This is a genomic window from Luteibacter mycovicinus (assembly GCF_000745235.1).
GTDB classification, from domain to species: domain Bacteria; phylum Pseudomonadota; class Gammaproteobacteria; order Xanthomonadales; family Rhodanobacteraceae; genus Luteibacter; species Luteibacter mycovicinus.
The window spans coordinates 2,007,394-2,031,282 of the sequence record NZ_JQNL01000001.1; the positions used below are offsets into that span (position 1 = coordinate 2,007,394).

General features: G+C 61.0%; 22 protein-coding genes, 1 tRNA gene and 3 pseudogenes. 5 read left to right on the top strand and 21 right to left on the bottom strand.

What is annotated here, in order from left to right; translation table 11 throughout:
- Positions 1 to 244: 244 nt before the first annotated feature.
- Both FA85_RS09075 and FA85_RS09080 read left to right on the top strand, forming a co-directional pair.
- Positions 245 to 790, top strand: a complete 546-nt coding sequence (locus FA85_RS09075; RefSeq protein ID WP_036109468.1) for a hypothetical protein — start codon at positions 245 to 247, stop codon at positions 788 to 790.
- Between the two features lie 64 nt (positions 791 to 854).
- Positions 855 to 930: transfer RNA gene (locus tag FA85_RS09080), tRNA-Ile, on the top strand.
- Between the two features lie 263 nt (positions 931 to 1,193).
- Here the strand turns inward: FA85_RS09080 and FA85_RS09085 are convergent.
- Both FA85_RS09085 and FA85_RS09090 read right to left on the bottom strand, forming a co-directional pair.
- Positions 1,194 to 1,439, bottom strand: a complete 246-nt coding sequence (locus tag FA85_RS09085; protein WP_036109464.1) for a tautomerase family protein — start codon at positions 1,437 to 1,439, stop codon at positions 1,194 to 1,196.
- A 47-nt stretch (positions 1,440 to 1,486) separates the two neighbouring features.
- The gene (locus FA85_RS09090; RefSeq protein WP_036109460.1) at positions 1,487 to 2,197 is read right to left on the bottom strand and encodes an SDR family NAD(P)-dependent oxidoreductase; all 711 of its coding nucleotides are present in this window, start codon (positions 2,195 to 2,197) and stop codon (positions 1,487 to 1,489) included.
- 79 nt (positions 2,198 to 2,276) lie between these two features.
- On the opposite strand from FA85_RS09090, the gene FA85_RS09095 reads away from it, so the two are divergent.
- A complete protein-coding gene (locus FA85_RS09095) occupies positions 2,277 to 3,161 on the top strand; it encodes a LysR family transcriptional regulator (protein WP_036109457.1) in 885 nt (294 codons plus the stop codon).
- Positions 3,162 to 3,227: 66 nt separating this feature from the next.
- On the opposite strand, the pseudogene FA85_RS21435 reads toward FA85_RS09095, so the two are convergent.
- Positions 3,228 to 3,479, bottom strand: a pseudogene (locus FA85_RS21435) (integrase core domain-containing protein); the annotation flags it as partial.
- 174 nt (positions 3,480 to 3,653) lie between these two features.
- Positions 3,654 to 4,262: a DUF416 family protein gene (locus FA85_RS09100; protein ID WP_036109455.1), complete on the bottom strand. Its 609-nt coding sequence runs from the start codon at positions 4,260 to 4,262 to the stop codon at positions 3,654 to 3,656.
- Between the two features lie 249 nt (positions 4,263 to 4,511).
- Here FA85_RS09100 and FA85_RS21440 point away from each other — a divergent pair.
- Positions 4,512 to 5,287, top strand: a pseudogene (locus FA85_RS21440) (transposase); the annotation flags it as partial.
- Between the two features lie 124 nt (positions 5,288 to 5,411).
- Here the strand turns inward: FA85_RS21440 and FA85_RS21860 are convergent.
- From FA85_RS21860 to FA85_RS09155, 10 genes and pseudogenes are all read right to left on the bottom strand, one after another.
- Positions 5,412 to 5,807, bottom strand: coding sequence for a hypothetical protein (locus tag FA85_RS21860; RefSeq protein WP_156108669.1), 396 nt, complete (start codon positions 5,805 to 5,807; stop codon positions 5,412 to 5,414).
- Positions 5,808 to 5,918: 111 nt separating this feature from the next.
- Positions 5,919 to 6,254 carry an RHS repeat-associated core domain-containing protein gene (locus FA85_RS22635; protein ID WP_275451497.1) on the bottom strand — a complete coding sequence of 112 codons (336 nt, stop codon included), beginning with the start codon at positions 6,252 to 6,254 and terminating at the stop codon, positions 5,919 to 5,921.
- 898 nt (positions 6,255 to 7,152) lie between these two features.
- Positions 7,153 to 7,737: a hypothetical protein gene (locus tag FA85_RS09120; RefSeq protein WP_036109451.1), complete on the bottom strand. Its 585-nt coding sequence runs from the start codon at positions 7,735 to 7,737 to the stop codon at positions 7,153 to 7,155.
- 14 nt (positions 7,738 to 7,751) lie between these two features.
- Positions 7,752 to 8,069: a putative toxin gene (locus tag FA85_RS09125; RefSeq protein ID WP_036109449.1), complete on the bottom strand. Its 318-nt coding sequence runs from the start codon at positions 8,067 to 8,069 to the stop codon at positions 7,752 to 7,754.
- Positions 8,070 to 8,212: 143 nt separating this feature from the next.
- Positions 8,213 to 8,497 (bottom strand): annotated as a pseudogene (locus FA85_RS22715) (MobA/MobL family protein); the annotation flags it as partial.
- Between the two features lie 1,106 nt (positions 8,498 to 9,603).
- Positions 9,604 to 9,942, bottom strand: a complete 339-nt coding sequence (locus tag FA85_RS09130; protein WP_036109448.1) for a ribonuclease E inhibitor RraB — start codon at positions 9,940 to 9,942, stop codon at positions 9,604 to 9,606.
- 29 nt (positions 9,943 to 9,971) lie between these two features.
- Entirely contained in the window at positions 9,972 to 10,442 is a 471-nt protein-coding gene (locus FA85_RS09135; RefSeq protein ID WP_051943204.1) for an Imm26 family immunity protein, read from the bottom strand.
- On the bottom strand, positions 10,439 to 11,437 hold the full coding sequence (locus FA85_RS20870; RefSeq protein ID WP_051943202.1) for an RHS repeat-associated core domain-containing protein: 999 nt from the start codon (positions 11,435 to 11,437) through the stop codon (positions 10,439 to 10,441). Before FA85_RS20870 ends, FA85_RS09135 begins: the two co-directional genes overlap by 4 nt.
- Positions 11,438 to 11,454: 17 nt before the next feature.
- On the bottom strand, positions 11,455 to 14,190 hold the full coding sequence (locus tag FA85_RS09150) for a chitinase N-terminal domain-containing protein (protein ID WP_036109446.1): 2,736 nt from the start codon (positions 14,188 to 14,190) through the stop codon (positions 11,455 to 11,457).
- Positions 14,162 to 16,858: an RHS repeat domain-containing protein gene (locus FA85_RS09155; RefSeq protein ID WP_197056509.1), complete on the bottom strand. Its 2,697-nt coding sequence runs from the start codon at positions 16,856 to 16,858 to the stop codon at positions 14,162 to 14,164. The genes FA85_RS09150 and FA85_RS09155 overlap by 29 nt, the downstream gene beginning before the upstream one ends.
- Positions 16,859 to 17,684: 826 nt before the next feature.
- On the opposite strand from FA85_RS09155, the gene FA85_RS09160 reads away from it, so the two are divergent.
- Positions 17,685 to 18,551: a LysR family transcriptional regulator gene (locus FA85_RS09160; RefSeq protein ID WP_036109441.1), complete on the top strand. Its 867-nt coding sequence runs from the start codon at positions 17,685 to 17,687 to the stop codon at positions 18,549 to 18,551.
- A gap of 33 nt (positions 18,552 to 18,584) precedes the next feature.
- Here FA85_RS09160 and FA85_RS09165 read toward each other — a convergent pair whose 3' ends face one another.
- The 7 genes from FA85_RS09165 to FA85_RS21455 all read right to left on the bottom strand — a co-directional run bounded on the left by FA85_RS09165 (position 18,585) and on the right by FA85_RS21455 (position 23,727).
- On the bottom strand, positions 18,585 to 18,887 hold the full coding sequence (locus tag FA85_RS09165) for an EthD family reductase (RefSeq protein WP_036109439.1): 303 nt from the start codon (positions 18,885 to 18,887) through the stop codon (positions 18,585 to 18,587).
- A 45-nt stretch (positions 18,888 to 18,932) separates the two neighbouring features.
- Positions 18,933 to 19,685 (bottom strand): SDR family oxidoreductase, encoded by a 753-nt coding sequence (locus FA85_RS09170; RefSeq protein ID WP_036109436.1) that lies wholly within the window; start codon positions 19,683 to 19,685, stop codon positions 18,933 to 18,935.
- Positions 19,686 to 19,753: 68 nt separating this feature from the next.
- Complete coding sequence (locus tag FA85_RS09175; protein WP_036109433.1) at positions 19,754 to 20,284, bottom strand: VOC family protein; 531 nt, start codon at positions 20,282 to 20,284, stop codon at positions 19,754 to 19,756.
- A gap of 67 nt (positions 20,285 to 20,351) precedes the next feature.
- Positions 20,352 to 21,212, bottom strand: coding sequence for an alpha/beta fold hydrolase (locus FA85_RS09180; RefSeq protein ID WP_036109427.1), 861 nt, complete (start codon positions 21,210 to 21,212; stop codon positions 20,352 to 20,354).
- A gap of 203 nt (positions 21,213 to 21,415) precedes the next feature.
- Positions 21,416 to 22,519, bottom strand: a complete 1,104-nt coding sequence (locus FA85_RS09185) for a J domain-containing protein (RefSeq protein ID WP_036109424.1) — start codon at positions 22,517 to 22,519, stop codon at positions 21,416 to 21,418.
- A complete protein-coding gene (locus FA85_RS21450; RefSeq protein ID WP_081907312.1) occupies positions 22,500 to 23,207 on the bottom strand; it encodes a nucleotidyl transferase AbiEii/AbiGii toxin family protein in 708 nt (235 codons plus the stop codon). The genes FA85_RS09185 and FA85_RS21450 overlap by 20 nt, the downstream gene beginning before the upstream one ends.
- Positions 23,194 to 23,727 carry a hypothetical protein gene (locus FA85_RS21455; protein WP_036109418.1) on the bottom strand — a complete coding sequence of 178 codons (534 nt, stop codon included), beginning with the start codon at positions 23,725 to 23,727 and terminating at the stop codon, positions 23,194 to 23,196. The genes FA85_RS21450 and FA85_RS21455 overlap by 14 nt, the downstream gene beginning before the upstream one ends.
- Between the last annotated feature and the right edge of the window lie 162 nt (positions 23,728 to 23,889).

A 23,889-nucleotide genomic window follows, 5' to 3' on the forward strand; every position in this document is an offset into this window, starting at 1 on the left:
GGTCGATGCGAAAACGCCCGCTTACGCGGGCGTTTTCTTATGTCTTGCCAGGAACCTGCTCTGGTAGGAGCCAGCCCCGCTGGCGATTGGGAAACCCCTCACCCTTCACCCCTCCCCTCCGCCCGCTCCCGAGTCACCACCCCCGCGCGCAACCCCATCGGCCGAAGCAACTTCGCCACCGTATCCAGCGTCGGACTTTGCTGTCTAATGGCGACATACCCAACTGGGCTTAAGGAAATTGCATATGTCGTATTACCGCCCCGCTTCGATGATCGCTTGCGCCCTGATGGCGACGCTCTCGGCAGAGGCTTATTCAGCGCCTCCGCAAACTGCACCAGCGGCCGCTACCCCCTCGTCCCAGAGCCCCATCGCCAAGGACCTGAAGAGCCTGCCCCTCGCGGACCAGAAGCGGTTCGCCGCCGGTCGCTTCCTTGGCTTCTACACGCTCAACGGGCGCACCACGGGCGACGTATGCCGTGCGGAGGGCGTCGACCTCTCCGCCTACGTGCAGGCGTTCCAGCGCAAGCACGACGCCGAGTACGAGCGGGCCGACAAGATCATGGTGGCATCGGGCTTCTCCACAGCCGAGATGGCAGCCGCGACCGATGCCAACCGTGGCCGGCTCGAGGAGAAGGTTCGCCAGTCGATGCAGGACCTCGCCGGCGCGCTACACAAGACCACGGTGGCCGAGGCCTGCGCCTATATCGCGGCCCACGTGAGCGACGCCGTGGCGGGACAGTCGTTCGCCCAGCAAAACCCCGAGATCGAAGCGGTCCTGATGTCGAACTGACAAGGGCTGTAGGCGAATGGGCATTTCGGTGCCCTGCGCCAACCGTTACACTTCGCAGCCGTGCGGGCCTATAGCTCAATGGTTAGAGCAGGGGACTCATAATCCCTTGGTTCCAGGTTCGAGTCCTGGTGGGCCCACCATTTGATTCAGCTGCACATGGCTGATTCGCCCGGTCGAGGCGCCTCTCGCGGTGCCATCGCCTCGGACTGACGCCGTCCGCTACCTTCGCACCAGGCGCATCGCTCGAAGCCCCGCTTGCCGGCGAACGGTTCACGGACGAGTACCGCCGAAGGCAATGGCCGCCACGCTACTTCGGTCTGGTAGATAAGAGTCCCTTGGCGGATCGGATGCTGGACCGGCGACGTATGGAGATCGCCATGCGTACGAAGGCGACGGACTGCTGTCAGGAGTTGACCTGTCGGTCGCGATCCCTCCTTGCGCGGAAATCCGCCAAAGGCAAGCCGCTCTGTCCGATATCTTCGATTTCGTGTTCCTGAAAGAGAACGATCGTGTCGTCATGGGGCTTGCCCATGACGCCGAACAGCAGGTCGGCAATGCCTTTGTAAACGGCCGACTTCTGCTCCTGAGTGGTTTTTTCTGCGCCAGGACGTGTGCCCTCACGGGTCACGAGAATGTTCACGATCGGCATAACGACTCTCCCGAATAAAGGGGACGCCAAACGCCCCCATGGTTTGCTCAGCGACCGGCGATCAGGCCGCCGTCGACATGAAGGATTTCGCCTGTCGAGAAGGCGGCGTCTTCGAGGTAAAGCACCGCGCGGACGATGTCTTCGACTTCGCCCAGCTTGTTCATCGGGTGGAATGCGGCCAGCTCATCGACAAGCTTCGGATCGTGCATGGGTGTACGGATGACTCCGGGCGCCACGGCGTTCACCCGAATGCCGCGCGTCGCGTACTCGATAGCGAGGCTCTTCGTGGCGGAGTTCATTCCGCCTTTGGTAAGCATGGCGATGAAGGCGGGCCCCCGGGAGCTGGCGAATTCGGCCGTTGACGCCGTGATCTGTACCAGATGGCCGCTGCCCTGTTTCAGCATCACGGGGACGACCTGCTGGGTAGTGAAGAAAAACCCGTCGAGATTGGTCTTCAGCTTCAGCCGATAATCTTCTTCGGTGTAATCGACGAACGGCTTACCGATGAAGATCCCGGCGTTGTTCACGAGGGTGTCGATGCGACCGAACGTGTCCACCGCAGCGGCAACGAGGCGCCTTGCGGTCTCCGGATCGCCGATGTCACCCGCCACGGTGAGAAGGTCCGGATCGGTCGAGGGCTTGATGGAGCGGGACGTGGCCACCACGGCGTAACCGCGTGCTCGAAATCCTCTGACGATGCCTTCGCCGATACCCTGCGACGCGCCGGTGACGATGGCTACTTTCTTGGTGTTTGACATGGCTGTGGTCCGTTCTGCTTGCGGGATGGGCAGAACTTAAGGCACTGTCGCTCCTTCGAAAATTAGCTATCTTCGATCAATGACTGAGCAAAAACGCACAGACCTGGATTGGCAGGATGTCCGGGTCTTCGTGGCCCTGGCGCGGCAGGGCAGTCTCTCCGCAACGGCTCGGATGCTTTCGGTCAATCACGCGACCGTTGCGCGCAGGGTGCAGTCGCTGGAACAGGCGTTGGGCGAAAAGCTCGTCGAGCGGCGACCGGAAGGCTACGTGCTTACGACGGCTGGGACGCAGGCGCTTATGGCGGCCAGCGACATGGAGCAGGCAGCGCAAACCCTCAGGCGAGGCGTGGCCGACGGGTCGCCGAGCGGGCTGGTCCGGATCAGCTCGTCACCAGGCTTGTCAGCCGGCTTTCTCGCCTCGCGCCTTGCCCCTTTGGCGTTGCGATATCCACAGCTCGATATCGATCTTGCCCATACCCTGCGGTCAGTCAGCCTTGAACGGCACGAGGCGGATATCGCCATCCGGGTCGACAAACCCAAGGACGGTGACATCGTTGCGCGCCCGCTAACCACCATGGGTTACGCGTTCTATGGGACCGAAGAGACATGTCGCTCGGTCGAAGCCGGCGGCGAGCCGGTGTTGATTGGCTTCAACGAAGCGGACGGGTATATCACTCAGGCCGTATGGATGTCGCAGCGCTTCCCCCGGGCGCGGGTGGCGTTCCGCGCGAAAGACCAGTTCCTGCAATCGATCGCTGCACAGGCGGGCGTGGGCCTGGCGCTCATCCCGCACTACATCGGCCGCAGTACACCCCTGCTCCGTATCTGCGATCTCGGATCGGTACCGGCTGCCAGGGACGTGTATCTTCTGACCCGAAGCCGCGACCGCAAGGACGCGTCGATTCGAGTCATCGCCGACGAGATCGTCAGCATGTTCAAGCAGGCGCGCGATCTTTTTCGATAAGTGAAGATTCTAATCGACTGCGCTCGTGGCCACATGTCAGGCTTAAGTATGTCGTCCCCCCGTTAATTAGCACCAACCATAACCAGGGGCAGCCGGATCGTTTTGTTGCCTGAATTCGGCGGACGTCAGCCCGCCACGACTGTCGTGTGGGATCTCGCGTTTGTAGTCAGCTAGCCATAGCTGTCCCTGCTCTCGCACTTCCGTCAGGTTCCGAAAGACGCGCATATCCGTTGCGCCCCGCCGAAGGCTGCCGTTGAAACGCTCGATGAAGCCGTTCTGCATCGGTCTACCGGGCTCGATGACATCCAGGAAGATCCCTTAGATCCTTTGGCGGCGAGCGTAGTTGTTCACCTCTGCTCCGAAGGCTTCCGAGCGACCCGGACTGCGGTCACCTGCGCGCGATGGCGTCACCGGTTTGGCAAATCGGCCTTCCAACCGCTAAGGTCACGTATAACAACAAGCCTAAGAGTTGCGAATCCTGACTGTGGCATTTCACTCAGCTCGGCGGATCAACTCAATCTGCCGGTAATTCAGCTCAAGGACGCGCCGCCGAAGCTGAGAGGCAAGAGGCTCCGACTGCGCGCTCGACGCCGCAAGGAAGAAAAGATCGTCTTGCATGCGATTCAACTCGAGCGATAGCAGCGAAGTGGGCCCCTGAACTAAACGATGATCGTCACCCACGCCATCCTCATCCAACAACCTCTGGGTTGCCAAGTCGAGCGTATCAAGCTGGACCTGCGTCGCCGCCACGATCGACCTAATGTCTTTCGCGTGAATGAAGTCGAGCAAGCTACAGCAAATGTCCACAGCATCGAGCGCCGCCGAGGTATAGAACGAATCATAATCCTCCGAATCCGGCATGACCTTCTCACACTCATTACTGGTCAGGAAGGCCGGCTCACCCCACCGGCCATCCTCCATGGTCTTCCAGCATGCCGCCAATGAAGCCATCACTTCGCCCATGCCAGCATGATTCGTCTCCGCCTGGAACGCGTAGAACATGGGTAACGCACGCTCCAGCAGACAGATCCCGAAGCCAAGTCGCTCCAGATCGCTAAGCTCGATCAATTTCTCTTCAAACTGCGCAATATCGTAGTCCATCACACTTCCAAGGCGGGTTTCATTATTTAAGGGGTGACAGCGTATCGATGCCCTCACGATCTAGAGTTTGCACGCATGATGGGCAAATAGGGCGGCTGGCAGCGGTACCCGTTGGAGTCAGTCCCATTTCCCTTGCCGCGTTCACGCCATTGACTTCAGCATGCATCCTCGGAACGCTTTTTCCGTAAACCTGCCCCTGTCGACCCACCGTAAACTTACGCCAGACATAAACCGAGGTCTCCGGGCGAAATATCCCCAAGGAGACCTACGAAGCGCAAAAGCAAATTCACCGAGAGCCAGATCGTTGCGACGCTAAAGCAGGTCGAAGGCGGCAGGCAGGTCAAGGACATGTGCCGGGAGCTGGGCATTTCCGAGGCGACCTATTACACCTGGAAATCGAAGTAGGGCGGCATGAAAGCGTCGGACGTTCATCGCCTGCGCGACCTGGAAGCAGAGGACAACAAGCTCAAACGCATGTACGCAGATTTGGCGATAGAGAACCACGGGCTTAAGGATCTCATTGCAAAAAAGCTGTAGACCCGGCGCATAAGCGCCCGCTCATCTCCTGGTCTGTCGAACACCATGGATGGAACGAGCGCCGGGCATGTGAGGCACTGGGCTTCTCGCGATCCACGCTGCGCTACAAGGCTCGCCCCGATCGGGATGAGCCCGTCATCGCTCTCTTGGCTGAGCTGGCTGAGCGATTCCCCGAGCGCGGCTTCGACAAGCTGTTCCAGATCATCCGTCGGCGTGGTCTGCCGTGGAACCACAAGAGGGTCTGGCGCGTGTATTGCCAGATGCAGTTGAATCACCGCCGACGCGGCAAGAGGCGTGTTCCGACGCGCCACCCGCTACCGTTGGTCGCTGGCGAAGCGATCAATGGCAGCTGGTCGGTCGACTTCATGTCTGACGCGCTCTGGGACGGTCACCGGTTCCGCACGTTCAATGTCATTGATGACTTCAACCGCGAAGCACTCGCCGTGGAAATCGATCTCAATTTGCCTGCATCGCGCGTTGTTCGCACCCGAGGTTTCGCGATTCGTGCGCGTGCCGAAGCATCGGAAGACGTGCCCATGCACGTTCGCCCATGCCACTCACTCGATCGAGGGGGACGGCGCCGTTTTGAGACCTCTTTCCCCCGCACGATGCTCAGTTCACAAGTCGAGAAGCAACTGACGATGAGTCCACAACAACGGAAACCCTGGTGACGCTACTTTTAGAGTCCACCCAAACCGATACCCTAACGCTTCCAGGCGATACTTCCTGATCAAGCACTCGATCGATTTCGGCAGTAGCTATTGCGATGATGCCATTGGGCACAAGCAACGAATGACTGGCCACCAATTCGAGACCTTTGGTTGGCGCCACTTCTGACAAAGACACTTCAACATCACCATCCATGTAGGGCCTTACCGCAACCGAAATGCATGATTCTGTTGCCGAGACTATTTCGTCGTCTTCATATTCCGGAACGATCGCATCTTTGTTCCTTGGATCTACGATGAAAATAATGCCATGTTCCGCACTGATCACAACGCTCTTCATTCCTGATTCCTTAATTTCTGCTGTCTAACTTCTCCACCCTGACGGCGCATGCAGCTCATGCAGTGTGGATAAAACTCAGTGGCCTTTCCCAACGATTGCGGCGGTTGATGGTCAACGACCGCATTTCCAGATGTGGTCCCAGAATCCTTGGTACCACACGTGTCGAACTGCCCGCGGCCAGACCCATGGGGTCGCTTTGGACATAGCGCCCGTCGAGGGCTCGTAATAGCGATGCCCGTTGTAGACCAGCCCGCTTTCGGCATCGGCATACTGCCCCGCGAATCGAAGGTTGAGCGTCAGCGTACCGATCGGCGATGCCTCGTCAAACGCGTTCGACTGCAACGGCCACGACCACACCAACTGACCCGTCGCGTTGGTCACCGCGCGCGGGGCGTCAGAGCCGTCCGCATACATGAAAGATACCCACCTATCGATGGTGGCCTTCACCCGCCAGCGGGACCGTTTTCGCATGTATGCCACCGAAGGCGACCTAGAGCAGATCCGCGAACGGCTGGGCCTGGACCGGCTCAAGGCCAATGCGCTGGAGGAAGGCCGTTTCAACGCCAAGCCCACCGCGCTGGAGCGCTTCCGGGGGCCTTGGCGAACTCGATCAGGCGGTGCGTGCCAAAATCGAACGGCTGCGCCATGTCATCGTCGCGCGGCACCCTGGGCTGGGCCAAAAACCCCGCCTCTCCATGGGCTCGAATGACCACCCGGGAAAAGGCCCTATCGCTCTACAGCCAAGGCCTGCGCTGCTCGGCTATAGCCCGGCAACTTGGGGTGAGTCGGCAACGGGTCGGCTACATCGTGGCGCACGATGCGGCAGCGGGAGGCACCCCCATGGCACGCGTGGTTGAGCGGCGCCGTGCCGTCACCGCACGGCACCCGGCCGGGGTTACGGCCGCACAACTGGCGAGCCAATGGGGCGTCAGCATGGCAACGATCAGACGGGATCTTCGGGCGACCCGGCGCGCGTTCGGCTGACCCCATAGCCCAGACGTTCCATCACCTCTGCCACCGCAGCGGTGATGGCCTCTGGACCCACGCCAGCATCGACAGCAACCTGCAGCGTCAACTCCACGCCGATTGCAGTGCCGAGCACAGAGCGCTGCGGCCGGCGAGTGCCGATGAAAGCGGAAGCACCAAGCCGAGGCGGTAAACGGGAACCTGGAACCAAAGTCGATCGATACGCGAAAGCCGGATGAAAACCGACGGATGATTGAGCAGATCGACAGCAGCGGACGCCGGGCGGGTCGCGCGGCTGGTTATCCAGCACCCGCATCCAACGCCTGGAGTTGTTGATCAATCGATACTGTCCCAGGAGCGTCCCAGCAGTAAGGTTTTTCTAGTGTGTCCGCGCGACGCTCTGCGCTGGCAGGATCTTCCAACTGTTGATCTCGCGCGCCAAAGCTGGATCCCTGCGAAGCTCGTCTAACAGCTCGGCAATCTTTGCGTCCTTCCCTCGCCGCCGACGAAGTGGGTTCAAAAGTAACACGCGATGGGGCAGCTCTTGATTTCGGATCAACTCAATCAGTTCTCCCAGTCGGTTGGGAGGACAACTTGCGGCGACTGCGGCAGCTAGGCCCATTTCGAAGTCACCCCCGTCTTGCGCCATTCGGTTTCGTTCATGCACATACAACGCACGGAGGTCGTCCCAATAATCTTTCGCTTCTTGAGTTGCCAGCGCGCGTGCGATCGATTCAAGAGTCGCTTCCGAATATTGATTGTGCAAGTGCCGAGCCAGAATGGGAATTGCCGCGGTATATTCTTTCGTTGGAATCATGGGCAGAAGGTTGACCATATCCACTTTGACGCCAACCGCCAAAAGCTCCGATAGGAGAGCGCGTTGCTCATTTTTTCCGCGAGTCATCCGCTCTTGCACTTTTGCTTCGAGATCAGCTTTCTTTCTCTTTCCATCTTCAGTCAACATAGGTGATCCGAGTATCAGTTCATTGGCAACCGGAAGTGATTGACTGTCCCCGCATCGATCAGTTCCTGGAGAGGCTGTGTGATCTTAGTGCTCTCGTTGGTATAAAGATTGAACGGAACTTCACGACTTGCGGCTATCTGAATATAGTCACGCAGCTGCTCGGTCAATCCCTGAGTTGCAACATTCTTCACCTCGCTTAGCGATCGGCCCGAAATGAAGCCATCCGGAATCCGCATCCGCCCATTGACATTGACGGCGACCTTATCGCCGATGTCCACCATTTTGCGCACCGCCTCTTCACCCCTGCGGCCCTTAGAGGCGATCTGAGCCATGCGCTCGCCGGCATTAAGAGCACGACTGGCACCGCGTAACTCGCCACGAGGCGTGTGGCGAGCGTGTGGCGAGTTGAGCCCGAAGGAGATACTCGACGTGAAATAGGAAGGAGGTCGGCAGCCCCCTCCGGAACGCCGCGCGGAACGGGGATGCGGTAGTCCCGAGCGATTTGCGAGTCTTTGCGCTGTTCCGCGGCTTCGACGATGTTCCACAGCAAGGCCGGGTCCGTCGCCCACGCTGGGGATCCCGCTGGCGCGATGGTGTTGGCAAAGATGACCCTGTCGACATGTCGGCGCGGCCGGTAATCGCGCCAGCGTTTGGCGCGGTCGTCGAAGAGTCGCAAGCGCATGCGGTAGGCCGCACCCGACACAGCGGAGTGGCGCCGAGAGCGCGAATGGACGGAAAGATGGGGGCGAGCGTGATGCATGCGGCTTCCTTGTGCTTATGATGATGGGAATATTTCTTCAGCGCAGACGGTCGAACAATCTGAAGGGCGCTGGCGCGCTGCGACGGAAAGAGCACGCCGCCTCGCATGTCCATTCAAGCATCGGGGCCGAAAACGTCAATTGCACAAATCCGGCGAATCACGGAATTTGTGAGGCCAAACCATTGCGCGAATCGATGTCCAAACGGTGTCCGCCCGGAGGCGTTGGTGCAGGCCGACAGACGCGTGAGCGGGCCTGCGGGTGTCGCAAGAACGTACAACCCGTAGGGGTTGTCCCCAAAGGGCGCGTTGTTCGGAGAACAAGTAGACGCGCACTGCACCACGTAAATCGTCCTACTCTGCGTCGACTCCGCTTATGCCAAATCTACTTAAGAAGACTGGCGGTTGCAGTTGCTGACGAAACCAAGGATGGCGCAAGCATGCGGGAACGCAACGGCATCGCCCCGTCACCGCTCGCGCCAACTGCGGTCCGTATGCCTCGAAAAGGAAGCGGCCAGGCCATGACATGCGCGTGCTTCCCCTCGCTGCTCCCGGCGTGGGCGTATTAAGAGTGGCTCTTTCGCGCGTCCTGGGCACACTGGAACTGCTGAATGTGGCAACGACACTGAACGGTCAGGAACGCTATCAGACTATTTGACAGCGACGTGTACTACGAAGTGTTCAGCCGAGCGCCTCGCCTGTCGTCGGTCACGCCATCACAAGCCATGGCCCCGGTGATGCCGTCGGGTTCTTTGCACCGGCAACGAGTTGCCGATACTTCGCCGAGTCACGACCGCCCGGCGTGGTGCCCTTATGGCGGGGATCGTCGACAAGGTGTCGCCCTAGGCAGCGTGTTGGCCACCTTGCTCGTGGCCTGTGCAACCCCAGCCCGCGGCGCCGTGTCGCCGTGTCGCCCCGCCCAGGCGGTTCAACGAGCGCAATCCCCAACCTGGACTACCCGATGACTTCAGCAGCATCGAGCCCGGCCTTGTACTCGCTCACACTGGTTGACCAGGGATCTCGAAGAGAGTTACCGCATATTCGAAAATGCTCGCTGGAATCGCCCTACCTACGCAACGGTGAACGGTTCCTACCTTGACCATCAATTTTCAACCGATGATTGGGGCGCCCCAGCCGTCGTAACTCACCTGGAAGAGCGCGGCAATGCACGTCATGAATCCCGACACCGAAAGAATGACTTGCTGCTCGACCGACATAGAAATCGTCGCGACAACGCGGTAGTCGCCGCCGCTCGATGTCAGCATCGTCGTGGCATATTGATAGTCACTCAAGAATCCGGCTACGGCCGACGCTTGGGCTTCGTCTTCCGAGACGAAGACGAAATCGACTGATCGATGGCGAGCAAACACGTCGCCCTGTCGGTCACGAAGCCGCAGCAAATCGATATCCGCTTGGGCGTTGGATGCCAAGTCTTTCACGATGCTCATCGCACACCCCTAAGCGACCCATCTACCGGTCAAATAGCATCTATCTGCAGGGAGAGAAGCCATTTGTTCTCGCGACCAGCATATTGATCTCGAATGCGGTCTTCAACATGTTCAGCGTCCCACACCGCTGTTCGCTCCAAGGCCGAACACTCGGCGCGCGTGGCCGGCCGCATAATACCGGCATCATAAATCTGAAATTTCTCAGGATTGATCGGGTCTTGAATGAAGGTTGGCGGCGCCTTCAACGCTGCAACGCGCTCGGGACGAGCAGTAACAAAGGGCCACCGGCCGGTTGTAACTGCGCTGTTCATGACCGAAACATAAAACATCGGGGCCTGCCGAATGACCTCATCAATTTCCGAAGCGTTTCGACCGTCGAAGAAGGCAAATTGAGATTTCTCAAGGACGACAGCATAAGCTGTAGTCCCGGCTTCATCGAGTGCTATCGACACTACATCACCGACCCGGGGGCGCCCACCACGCTTCTTCGATTCATTCATTCACCGAACTCCGTTCGTGCGGCTTTGATGTATTCGTCAATCGAATCATTTGTGGGACTTATGCCATTAATTGCGTTTCCGGAGGTCCCTCCGGATCGCTGGGAACCGCCGTAATTGTCGATCATAATTTGCTCTTGGCCACGAATGGCGTTGGGATTCGACGAAGAATACATGAGGATGGCCGGACCGAACCCCTTTCCCGTCATGTGGTGATTGGCATCACGCCGAGCGACATTCTCGGTCGGCGACCGCGTCCCGCTCGTTCGACCCGTGTATATCTCGCGCGTGGCAGAGTTTGTCTTGATATAAATCTGATAGGTTTTTTCAGCTTTCGATTCTGTCTTAGGTAAATTTTCACCAACGTCTGTGCGCTGCTCCAGGCCTAGTTCCTGAGCAACTTGGTGTTCTGGAAATGTTTCCGGCAGCAGACCAGGCGCAAGGGTTGCGGGAGGCGTGAAGCCCGGAGCCGCCATGTTTGGACCAATTGGCGGATTAAGCCTGGACAAGGCCGCCCGAGTCTCAATGTCCAACTCATCTGCGTCAACTTCCTGCTGACCGTTCGGATCAACCATACGAACAGGATTGGTGATGGCGTAGGTAAAGCGCCCAAATCGCAGTGCGTTGCCCGCTGTGGTGCCGACCGGGTCCGCTGAAAGAAAGCGACCCACGCTCGGGTCGTAGTATCGGGCTTGCATGTAAACCAAGCCCGAATCGACATCGTTTACATGCCCCGTATATCCCGGCCCCTGCTCCGGCGTACCCAGCGCCTGCGTACCGTAAGGCCGGTAATCCGCACTGCTAAGGATATTTCCCGACGCATCGGCCTTGGCCAGCACCGTACCCTGAGGACTGGTGTAGTAGTAGGTCACGGTCTCCGCAGCGCGCGCCGATCCCGAGGCGGCGAACAGAAGTGCCAGAAGCAGCAGCGCCGCTGTGATCCAGTTCGGACCTCGCCGGCGTGATGAACGGACAGTGGTCGGAGAGACGGTTTCCATGGAGGCACTCCTGATCGTCATGGCGTCACACTCCGCGCGGGGCTGTAAGCCGAGCAGCCCACGGCGTTGCAGGCACGAACCATGTAGGTGATGCTGACGGTCTTGTCGTGCAGCGAGCTGAACGACAGGTCGGGTCCGTTGTAGACCAGCTGATTGTTCTCAAGCAGCTCGTAGCGTGTGGCATAGGGTTGGGCGACCCACTTGACCAGCACCGTCACCTTGGTGCCATGGTAGGTGTTCGTGAACGTGGGTCCGGGAGGAGCCGGCGGGATATTGGAGACGGTGACGACGGCCTGCCCGCTGTAGGGGCCGCATCCGCCGCCGTTGCACGCCTGCACCTGGTAGACATAGGTGCCATCCCCCCGGCCGCTGGTGGACCAATTGGTGGCGCCATTGTTCTGCACGCCGGTCCAGCCGCCTCCGTTCACGGACTCGATGAGGTTGTAGGACGTCGCTCCACCCACGCCAGTCCACGAGATGGTGTAGGCACCGCTATTGGTGGTTCCACCGCCGGCGATCGAAGGGGCCGACGACGGAGGTACGGTGACGATCACCACACCGCTGGTGGCATACCCGCTGCATCCGTTACCGTTGCATGCGCGGACGCGGTAGTACCAGTTGCCCGACGCCGGTTCATTGATCGTCGCGCTGGTCGCGGCACCGGCGAAGACCTGGACCCAGTTGCCATCCTGGCTGTGCTCGACCTGATACGAGGTGGCATAGCTGGAGGCGGCCCAGCTCAGCGCCACGGCGCCTGTCGAACTGCCCGGCGCCGTGATGTTCGCTGGCGCTGGCGGCACATGCGCGACCGTCACCGTCGAGGAAGCGGTGGGCGTGCTGCAACCGTTCGCATTACACGCTGCCACACGGAATTGATAACTGCCGTCCGCCGGGCCGCTGACGGTCGTGCTGGTGGACGCGCCGGTGTAAAGCGTGGCCCAGGCGCCACTGTTGACCGACTGCTCGACCGTGTAGCTGGTCGCATGGCTCGCGGCCGACCAGCTCACGGCAATGCTCGACAGGTCCTGAGCCGCGGCCGCCGTGACGGTAGCGGGCGCGCCGGGGGCCAGCGTCGACGGCGGCACCACGAAGGAACCCGACCCTGAGAGCAGCGTGTTCTCACCGCCGACGGGCGAGATGCCGTGGACGTAGATGGCCTCGCCCGCGTACTCGCCGCGCTGCTCTTCTGTGAGCGGGATGCTGAAGCGATGCTTGGTGCCGGTCGAGTGGCAATCGGCCTGGATCGTCTCCTCACTATCCAGGTTGGCGGTGAACGCACCGATACCCGTGCCGGAACCGGCCGGACCGCCGACGTAAAGGTGCACATCCACCGACGCGGCCAGTCCGCTGGCGCATGCCCATCCCGTGATGACTGCGTCGGTGCCGGTGCTTACGCCTTCGATGGTCCCGAGGATGACCGAGGTGGCAGCTTTGCGGCTGGCCACCAGCTTCTTGCCCAGATAGACAAAACTGGTGCCCGCCGTGGTCGCGTTGTCGTATTGCCACATCAGCTGCCCTGCGCTGTTGTAGGCGTAGTAGGTCGTGCCTTGAGGCGTTACCGCCTTCACCCGGTGGCCCGACGCGTCGTAGAGATAGTCGCCCTTTCCGTCGACGGACAGCAGTCGATTGGCCAGGTCGAAGGTCATCGCCTGCGTGTCTTTCTTGGTCGTATTGCCCTGGGCGTCGTAGGTGAAACTGTGCACCGTCGCCCCATTGTTGCTGATCGAGGCCAGGCGATTGTTCGCGTCGTAGGTGTAGGTGTTCGTCCCGTTGCTGTCGGTCAGGCTGCGGATGTTGTTGAGGGTATCGTAGGTGTAGCTTTCCGTACCCCAAAGATTGTGGGCGGTGACCGACATCAAGCGACTCAGACCATCGTAGGTCATGGTGCGCGTGCGTTGATCCGACCCCGACTGGTCGGTGATGCCGACGATGTTCCCCACGGCGTCGTACGTCATGTCTTCGCTCACCGCCGGCTGAGCGGCAGAGCCAAAACTGAAATTCAGCAGGAGCTTGCGATCGTTTTGTTCGGCGGAATAGACCGCGCCGTTGCCCAGCGTCGCCGCTTGCAGCTCTCCGTTGGCAAAATAGGTCGCGCCCGTCGCATACGCACCTGCCGTCGTCGGCTGACCCAGCGCGTTCGGCGTGGCCGCAACGGTGGTGCCATCGGGATATTGCGTGCTCGCCAGGCTTCCGTTGCCGTCGTAGCCATAGCCCAGGGTCCACGACCAACCGTCCACCGAGAGCACCTCGGCCGTCAGTAGCCCAAGCTTGTTGCGACCGTATGCCCACGATGCCGAACCGGTGGCATTGGCGTTGCTTCCGGAGCTGGCCGAGACGGCCGATGCAAGCTTACCGAGCGCGTCGTAGGTGAAGGTGGTCGCCAGCGAACCGTTCGGATAGGTGACCGAGGTGACGCGATTCATCGCGTCGTAGGCACTGACCGTCTTTGCCGAGTCCGCGACCTGATCGTAGCCACAACCATCCCCGTTGAAGGGCTGACCCGCCGCGGTCCACACCACGTTATCCGCCGCATCGTAGGCGGTCATCGTGCTGCCGGTCTCTGGCTCCCAGGACCGGCACACCCGATGCTGTCCGTCGTAGGTCATGGTCCGGGTGAGATCGCCTTGCACGACTGCCAGCACGTTGCCGTAGATGTCGCGAGTGATCGTTTGAGTGACGCTTTCCGGCGCTTCCACCTTCACCACGTTGTCGAAGCCCGGTTGGTCAAACACCTGGAAGTGACTGGTCGTCACATTGCCCCTTCGGGTCGGTTACGGTGCGCGCCCCACCGGCCGGGTAGGCCGTCGTAGACACCAGATTGTTCAGTTCGGAAAACTGGGTGGTGGTCACCGGACGCCCCAACACGTCGTAGGCGGTTCGGGTGCCCTGTACCAGCGCACCAAGGTCGAGCGTGCCCGACTGGGGATATGACTCGAACGTCTTGCGTCCAGCCCAGTCGTATTCGGTGCTCGACGAGACCGCCAGGGCACCGGTGGTGGCATCGGACCTTGTCGCCAGGACGGGACGCAGGAGAACGTCGAAGTCGGTCCGCTGACTCAGGTTGCCCTGCGTGATCGTGCGGACCCAATGGCTGCCGCCCAGCCCACGAGCATCGGCGGAAAACACATACGCGTAGGTCTTAGGCGCCCATGCGGTGCTGTCGCCCGCCGGGTAATCCACACGTGCAATGCGCCCGATGGCGTCGTAACCATAACTTGTCGTGGAACCGGCCTGATCGGTGATTGCAGCGATCTGCCCCAATCCATCGACAGCCACCGTCTGGCTGGTGCTGTCGGGGTAGCCAATGGTGGTGGGAATGCCGCGGACGTAGCTGCCCAGCGTGGTGGTCTTTCCATTGCCATCGGTGAAGCTGGCGAGCTGGCCTTGCGCGTCGAACGTGTAGTCCATGACCTTCACGCCAAAGCTGTCGCGTTCGACCGGTGTCGCGGTGCCTGGGTCATAGACAGTCTTGCTGACTGTCTCGCCGCTCGTCAGGTTGTCTGTCTGCGAGGGAAGTCCGAGCACCCACAAGGCGGTGTTATCCGTGGCGGTCGACCGCTCACTGACGCTGTAGCCGAAGTTGTTGGATCGGGTCACATCCTGCGGTCGCGCAAAGACATCAAAAGCGGTGACATTCCACAGGTAAATGTCGGGCGTCGCGTTGGCTGCGGGGTCGACCGTCGTCTGTCGCGTCGTCATCGGCAGTTGCTCTTGCAACTGAGCCGTGTTGATGCGCTGCTGGGGCGCATAACCCCAGGGGTGAACGTAGGCTGCTGCCCGCGCGTCCAGTGTCGCATCGGGGTTCACATAGCTGTACGAGGTCGTGCGACGCAAAGCGGTGGTCGTGTCGCCGTCGAAGACCTCTTCCTTGAGCAGCTGGCTCTCCGTCCAGTCGTACCGGTTGGAGAAGGTGCTGCGCTCCACATGACCATCGGGATACGCCACATCGGTAGACACGGTCGTGGCGCAGGCCACCGTCGTGCAGTCTTGTGCCCAACTCTCGTTGGCCGCCGAGTAGCTGTAGCTCCACCCCAACCCATTCGGCGGCAGGCCCGTGCCGGTCAGCACCCGCTGCGTGATGGCCATGCTGTAGGACGCGTTGGGGATAGCCGCCCAGGTGCCCGGATAATTGGGCGTGGCAGGCACGTTCGGCCCGGACATGCACTCTTGCGGCACATACGAGCGCCCTCGTTTGAGCGGCGCGACGGTGTAGCTCGCTGCCAGGCCCGAGGGGTGCGTCACCGTGGCGGTGATCGGCGGGCTGTCCATGTTGCCCGGCACGCCAATCGCGCCGCAGGTACCTCCGGACGTACGAGAATCGATCCATGCGCCATTGAGCGGGTCGAGGTTATACCCCCAGCTACTCCCGTCCGGTTGCTGCACCGAGGTCAGCGTGTAGACCAGATTCGCGGTCGACTTCACATAACTGTAGGTCCACGTCCGCGTGCCCGCATCGCCGCCCTGGACGGTGATCGTGCTGACACGATGGCTGCTGGCCCCGGTGTCCGGATCGGTCTCGTACGTGAGGGTGACATGGCGACCGTCCGACGCAGCGATGTCGGTGACATCATCCCCGCTGTAGGTGTAAGAAACCGAATTACCGAAGCGGTCTTCGATGCGGGTCACAAGCATCCGGCCTTCGCGGCGGGTGATGAAGTCCTCGGCGGACGCAAAGATGTGGATCCCGGCAAACGTCTCCGGGCCGGAACCGAGCGGACGCGTCAACGACGGCATGTATCGATAGGCGATGTGGTCCAGCCAATATTTGGTGCCATCCGGTGACACGGCCAGGAAGCCTTCGATGGATGCATCGTTAGCCGCCTGCGGCAAACAGCCCACCGCCCAGTTGGCGCGGGTCACGATGGGGTAAGCGAGCCCCGCCACGCCAGGCGTGGCCGTGTTCGCCGCAGACCGCGTCAGCAGATCCTGGTTGCCCTGACCCGGGATGCGCAGTTGGTAGCCCTGCCACCAGGTCTTTGGCTCCCAGTCGGCGCGCTCCGAATCGCCCGTGGGGGCGGCAACGCTGGGCGGTGGCCCGAAGCTCGAGCAGATCGCGTTGGGATTGCTCGCCGCGACCTGCCATCCGGTGACGTTGTTCTGGTCCGCCGTGACCGTGAAGATCTGGGGTAGTTCGATATCCCAGTCGCCGAAAGCGCGCGCCTGAAGATCGGGGCGATCTTCCACGCCGTGAAGCGCGAACGTGCGGCCGATGGTCAAGGCAGGTCCGGTGCCTGTCAGGGAGACGTCGGTCTGGCTGAAGCTGAGCGAGCCATCTTGCAACCCGATGCGTTCGCCGAACGGCGTGTCACCCAGCGGCTGGATGTCTTCGTTGACCTTGATGAGCTTTTTGTACTCATCCTCAGGCTTGGCGGTGGTCTGGCCGAGCGCAACGGTAGGCACGCCCGCCACGCACAACAGCATGACTATCCACAGCCCGCGCATCATCGGACGCGCATGGCGCGTCCACCCCTGATTCGTCCCTTGCATCGCTTTCCCCAGCCAGTGGCCCCCTATCGAGCGTCCGACTTTAGAAATCAATTCGGGACGAGTACAAGCGTGTTCGTCTATGTCAAGAGCGAGTGAAAGCCATCAGCGTCGGTGCAAAACGTTTGCAGTACAGTGGGTTGCTTCGTACTTTCCTAGTGGCTGTAGGGTTTCGCCTACACAACGCGGTGGACGACACCTACAAGTCGCGACTCTTCTGCTGAGTACGGCACCGGGTGCAGGCGGGAATGCGAACGAAGGGAACGGTTGCCTATCGATCGTCAGTCGCAGACGCGGCGATCTGCGCGCCTCGGGATGCAATGAAGATCACAGCGCTATCGGTTCAACGCGTCTAGACTTGCCTGAGCCACCCTGACAGAGCACCGCGGCTTTCAAAGGAACCAAAAGCTCACCTGGTTCGTCCTGAAAGCGTCGGTCTATTCACCGCGTTCAAGTTTTGCTGGTCGCAGAAGGCAATCGAAACGCCTCGACAAGGGCGATAGCACTTGATGTAACTCTGAATATCGCCGCAAGCTTCTTGCACGGAGCGTTTAACTTACGCCTCCGCACCCTCACCTGCCATCGGCTCTGAGCGCCACTTGGCATTAGGCAAGTTCGAGTCCCATCTCCCTTTTTCACGTCGGCAGTCCCGAATGCCTCCATCGAGGGCGTGCCACGTTCAGTAAGAATCCCAGACATGTCCCGCTTGCCGACAGCCCCGGCCTGCTGCATATTTCGCCCTCTTCCCGACTGAGGCACGCGCATGGAATGGAGCGACGTCCGCATATTCCTTGCCGTGCTCAGAAGCGGCTCCTACGGTGAGGCGGCACGTCGTCTCGGGGTAAGTCACCCTACGATCGGGCGGCGGATCAAGGTGCTTGAAGACGAGGCGGGGCAAGCCTTGTTCCGGCGGACCTCCGACGGACTTGTCCTGACCGATGCCGGCGATGGCATCGTAAGTGCCGCTGAGGCGATGGAGCAGTCCGCGCTGTCGATGGAGCGCCGTCTCCTGGGAAACCACGAACGATTGGAGGGCATTCTGCGCATTGGATGTGCCGACTGGTTCGCGGCTCACGTGCTCGCGCCGGTGTTCATGGCACTGATCGGCCAGCATCCCGCCGTGGTTCCGGAGGTCATCGCGGGATACCGTTTGTCGGATCTCGCTCGTCGCGATGTGGACATCGCTTTTCGCATCGTGCCGTTTACCGAACCGGACGTGGTTCAGCGTCGCCTGATGAGCATGCCCTACGGACTTTATGGATCGCCCGCGACGATGAAGCAAATGGCCGACGACGCTGCATCCGTCGGCCTGATCGTCATGAATGAAGCACAGTCGCACTTTCCTGATGTTGCATGGATGCGCGACCGATTTCCCGGCGCTCGCCTCGCGTTCGCCAGCACCAGTCGGTCGGTGCAGGCGCAGATGTGCCTCCGGGGCGCGGGTCTGGCGGTCCTCCCACGCCCGCTGGGCGACGCTACGGCAGGCTTGCTGCGCGTCGATACCGGTGAGGCGCCACCCAGCCGGGACGTGTGGGTGGGATACCACCAGGATCTCAAGCGGATGGACAGGCTTCGCGCGTTGATCGAGATCGCGGACGCCATGCTCTCGACCCCCGATCAGGCCTCATGACGCACTCCGGTTGCCCTGTCTTACGCTTCGCGCTCAGAACTCCCTGAAGAGACTACGAAGCACCACGGTCGAATCGGTGAAGTTCTTCACGTCATCCATCACTTGCCGGGTTTTCGGGTTAGCCAGGGCGTCGTGTACACCCTGCTCTGACGAAAAGGTGTAGACGCCGATCGAGATCCAGTTTCCGCCCTCGGCGTACGGGAAGAATGCTTCCGCCGATTGAAGCCCATGCTCGCCCCAGCACGCCCTGGCCAACGGAAGGTGCTCGTTGGCGTAGTAGTCCCGGTCGAAGCGCGTCCCGGCATCACCCGTGCAGATCACCATCATCTTCGTCATCGTCTTTCACCTGTGTTTTTGCCGCCCTCGAAAAGGGGCGAGAGCTCATGCGGCGATGCCGCCGTCGACGAGAATGCCCGAGCCTGTGACGTAGGCAGCCCCAGGACCCGCGAGGAAGGCAACGGCTTCGGCGACCTCCTGGGTCTTCCCGTAGCGGGGAATGGAAAGGCTCGGGAGAATGGACGCGGCGAGAGAGCCATCGGCAGGGTTCATATCGGTGTCGATGGGACCCGGACGAACCAGATTGACGGTGATGGCACGAGCGCCGAGCTCGCGGGCGAGACCGCGGGTGAAGCTTTCCATCGCGGACTTGGTTGCCGCGTAGACCGCGATGCCCGCAAACGGAACGGTCAAACCCGCATTGCTTCCGATCGTGATGATACGCCCGCCGTCCGGGATGTGTTTTAGCACCGCCTGGGTGGTTACGAAAACGCCGCGCACATTGACGTTGAGCAGCAGGTCCATGTCCTCGAGGGACTGGTCATGAAAAGGACCCGCGACGAGGACGCCAGCGTTATTGACGAGGATATCGAGACCACCCAGATCGGCCACGGTGCGTTCGACCGCCGCGATCGAGGCTTCCGGATTTGCCGCGTCGGCCTGGATGGCGAGGGCTCGGCGGCCCAGGGCGCGCATGTCGGCGACGATGGCCTCGGCCTTCTCCATCGACTTCTCGTAGGTGATCGCGACGTCTGCGCCGTCGGCGGCCAGTTTCTTCGCGATAGCCGCGCCGATGCCGCGTGCGGCACCGGTAACGAGGGCACGTTTACCGGCCAGCGGAAGGGATGAGTCGTTCATGGCAAGGACTCCTGTGGGCAATCGCTTTGTCGCGGGAAGATCATGTCTCTCCAACCTTCTCGCATCGCTCAACCCTCGTCCTGCCACCGGCGAAGATCGGTCTGATCGTGGTAGGGCATGCGATCCGGTGTGGTGATGAATTCCATCGTCGTACCCCAGGGCATCCGGCAATAGCAGACCTTGTTGCCGGGGCCTTTCTCGGTCGCATAGGGAATGGGGCGCGGTGCGGTAAGCGGCTTGCCGCCCGCGTTCTCGAAGCGCGCCACGGAGGCGTCGATATCGTCGGTGTACAGCGCGAAATGCGTGATACCGAAGTCGCTCGCGCGGATGGGCTGTGCCTGCTCCGGTCCGTGCATCTCGAACAGTTCGATATCGGGGCCGGTCCCGATCTTCATCATCGCCTGAGCCCGGACGACGGTGCCGGGATAGGCGCCCACTGCCCGCTCGAACTCGGGGCCTTGTCGCGGCGGATCCTGCGGACCGAAGGACTGATACAGAAGCTCGGCGCCGAAGGCCGCCATGAGGAAGGCTTTCGCTGCCTCGATGTCCGGAACGGTGATACCGACGTGATTGACGCCGCGAATTTCAGGAGCGGACATGATGGTTTCCGTTTGAGATGAGAGTTGGAATCGTGAGGAAAGGACTCGCTGGCGCACTTTCCAGGGATCACGTGGCTTCGAGAAAACCGAGCAGCGCCGCGGCAACCTCTCCGGGCTGCTCATCGACGACATAGTGACCACACCTCTCGATCGAGCCGCCCGTCACGTTCGTCGCGAACTCTCTCAGCATCGACACCATGCGCGGTCCGAACCGCCGGTCGCCGCCCAGGGCAAGAACCGGCATGTCGAGCGGCTGCGTCTTGTACTCCAGCGCAGCCGCGTGATCGCCAGCGAGCGTTCGGTACCACTCCATACCGCCGCGTGTGCGCCCTGGAAGCGCCATGGCTTTCGCGAAGATATCGATATCGATCGGATTGAAGCTGCCGTGGTCGTAAAAACGCTCCGCCATGAAGGCCGCGACGTAGTCGTATTCCCGGCCATGGATCATCCGTTCCGGCAGATCGCGATTCATATGGAACGAGAAGTGCCAGAGCCTTGCAATGGTCTCCTCCCACTCACTCCAACCCGGGAGGGGAACGTCGAGCACCGCGAGATGACTGACCGCATCCCGGAACAACGCCGCTTGCGCCAGCGCGACCATGCCGCCTATATCGTGCCCGCATACCGCGTAGCGCTCATGGCCGAGGGAACGCATGACCTCGTGTGCGTCGCGTGCCATCGTCGCCTTGTCGTAGCCATCGAGCGGGCAATCGGAGAAGCCGGCGCCGCGCAAATCGATAGCGACGACACTGAGATGCCCGGCGAGTAACGGCATCACGTGATGCCACTCCCACCAGGTTTCAGGCCAGCCGTGCAGGAGAAGGACGGGCGGACCTTTGCCGCCGGTGACGGCATGGATCCTGATGCCGTTTACCGTCATCAGCTGTTGGCTGAAGCCCGCTACGGTCGGATATATGTCGAACTTCATCGAAGAATGGCCTTGGTTTGCACCGGCGGGTCGCGCCGATGCCTTTTAAGCTACCAAGAGGCGTTTGCTTCGAGCACTGACAAAGCTGCGCATTGAATGTGCAGATATGTTCGGGGCGGATACAGCGAACGACGGCGCCGTGAACCGGCCTTCCGGACAACTCACTGGGGAGAAGGCGTCGCGTGACCCACATCACGACCCTGTTATCGCGCGGAAAGCTCCCACTTCATCTGCTTCAACCAGAGTTTCAGTCGTTTCACGTCATCGAAAGAACGAAGATCCTGTTCGAACGCCTTGATGTAATGGCGCAGGTCGGTGAGGCTCGCGGTGAGATGGCGCTTCACGCTCGCCGGCGACACCGTCGCCATCGGGCTCAGCCCGCATCGGGCCAGGTATTCGAACTGCACCTCGGAAAGCTCCTGGTCGAGCCCACGCAGCTGCTCCTTGAGGATCGTATTCCAGCGTTTGAGGCGTTCCTCGCCGATGCTATCCAGCGCCGTCTGGTCGATGTGTTCCAGTTCGAGCTGGATCGCGAGCAGGTCCAGCAAGCTGCGGCTGGCGTAAGCTCCGTTGACCCGCTGCATCAGGACTGCCTTGCGTTCGCGTTCCACGGGGTCGGGTTCGCGGTCGGGATGCAGCATGCTGGCCAGCTTACGGTAGACCTCGCGCAGGGACTGGTGGACTTCCGCCTCCTCGGTACGCGCGCGCTCCTCGGCGGCTTTCGGCTTCTTTGCCTTCTTTCGCTCTGCGTGAAACTCCTCCTTCGCTTCGCGATGCCTGCGCTCGGCATCTTCCTGCTCGTCGAGTTGTCTCTGGATATGACGGAGCACGGCTTCGGGCGAATTCAGGTCGACGTCGTCGGCGATATCGACACCGAACTCGGTCTCCAACGTTTGCTTCAGATCCGCCAGGGCCTCGGCGCTCTTCGCGTCGTCCGCCCCGCTGTAGCGACGATAGAGTTCCTCGACGGCGGGATCGTCGCTTGACTCCATGAGGTCGCCGGCGATGTGACTGATGAGATCCTCGATCGTCTGGCGCTCGCCCTTGGTCAGCCCCTTTGCGTCGTGCGACTGATCGAGCTTATGCAGCATCTGAATGCGTATTGCTTCGAAGCTGTTCTGCAGCGGCACGACTTCATCGGTGTACCGGCGCCGGAAGTCGGTGCCGAAGACCTCCCACTCGGCCAGCGTCGCACGGCGCCTGGCGATCTTCTCGCTGAGCGTGTTGAAGGCTTTCTGGCCCTTTGACAACGGCTTTTCGTTGCCATCGCCGGCGACTTTGATAGCGTTAATCGTTTTCTTCGTCATGTAACCATTCCGACATGATCCTCAGGCGTCCAACAACGATTTCACTTCGTTCTGGCTCGGCAAGCAGACCGGGTAACGTATTGATAAAATCCGGATTTACAAGCAGGTTGGCAAAGGTGCGTCCTACCGCGTGGCGGACAGCAATAGGAGCCGTCGTCAGCTCCCGAACCAGTTCCTCTCGGCCATCAACAATATTCAGTACGTCTTCGAGGTCGTGACTGGCGGCAATATCACAAGCGCCGCGATCGGCAAACGCCTCCAACTTCGTCGCGACGAACGCAACGGCACTGGCCACACGGATCGCAAGCTCGTCGCCGAGGTTGAGAACTTCTGCTGTCGCCACTGTAAACGGGTACCACCGGTTCGAAAATCCCAGCACTCCGGCGTCCACAGGCATCAGATCAAAGATGACCCCGGACTCGCGATGGATCCAGCGGCAAATGACGCCGCTGTCCACATCCCGGCGAAAGCCTCGCTCGGCAACGCGCTCCTCCACTCGGTGAAACTGCGCACGCGCTGCTTGCACTACCGCATCGACATCTCTCGTCGCGCGAACGCTTTCGGCCAGCGGATCGGTAATCAGCAAGCCAGCAACCGCACCTCCAATAAAGACGACTTGCTCGCGAAGATCGCCCAGCGCCTCGGCGACCAAACGTAGGTATGGAAGATTCGGATCATCCTGGCGCATCGGCAGTTCTCAGTTCGTTGGCCAGATAGTCTGCCGCCAGAGAGCGTTCGCGCGCGCGGCCTGATCGCAGCGCGTCCTGTAGGGCGAGGAGGCGATGCAACGTCGGATCTCTCAGCGCCGCGAACGGGACGGACCGATATAAAGGACTCAGGATTGGCCCCTTCGCGCTTCCGCCGATGTGTGCCCAGACCGGCGCTTCGCCGGGAACGGCGGTGATCGCATCAGACAACGGCTCAGCCCCAAAGCTGGTCGGGACCCCTCGCTTGACCGGCCCGAGGACCGCAGGCCAGACGTATCTAACTCCGTGCAGGGCAAAATCCAACAACGCAGGTCGAACCGGCGACCAATCGCCACGGCCGGAGCTCACCGCTAGCCCCGACGCCACGGCGCGCTTCACGCTGGCATGCACCTCCGAGGGGCTCATCGAAAGTGCTTGACCCAGCGCGGCATACGTCCAGCGCTGCCGCGGATTAGCCGCGACTTTGAGCAGCACGAGAAGATCCTGCGGTTTCAGTTCCACGGCGGCGCCTCATATTCGCTATTCGCGAATAGCGAATATGCGTTACCGGCGGGCTGCGATCAAGGCCTGATCCCGGCAAAGCGTGCTTCACAGCTCCTCTCGCGGCCTTAAACCGTCACCGGAATGACCACCGACACCGCAAGCAGCCGCCCCTCCCGCGGC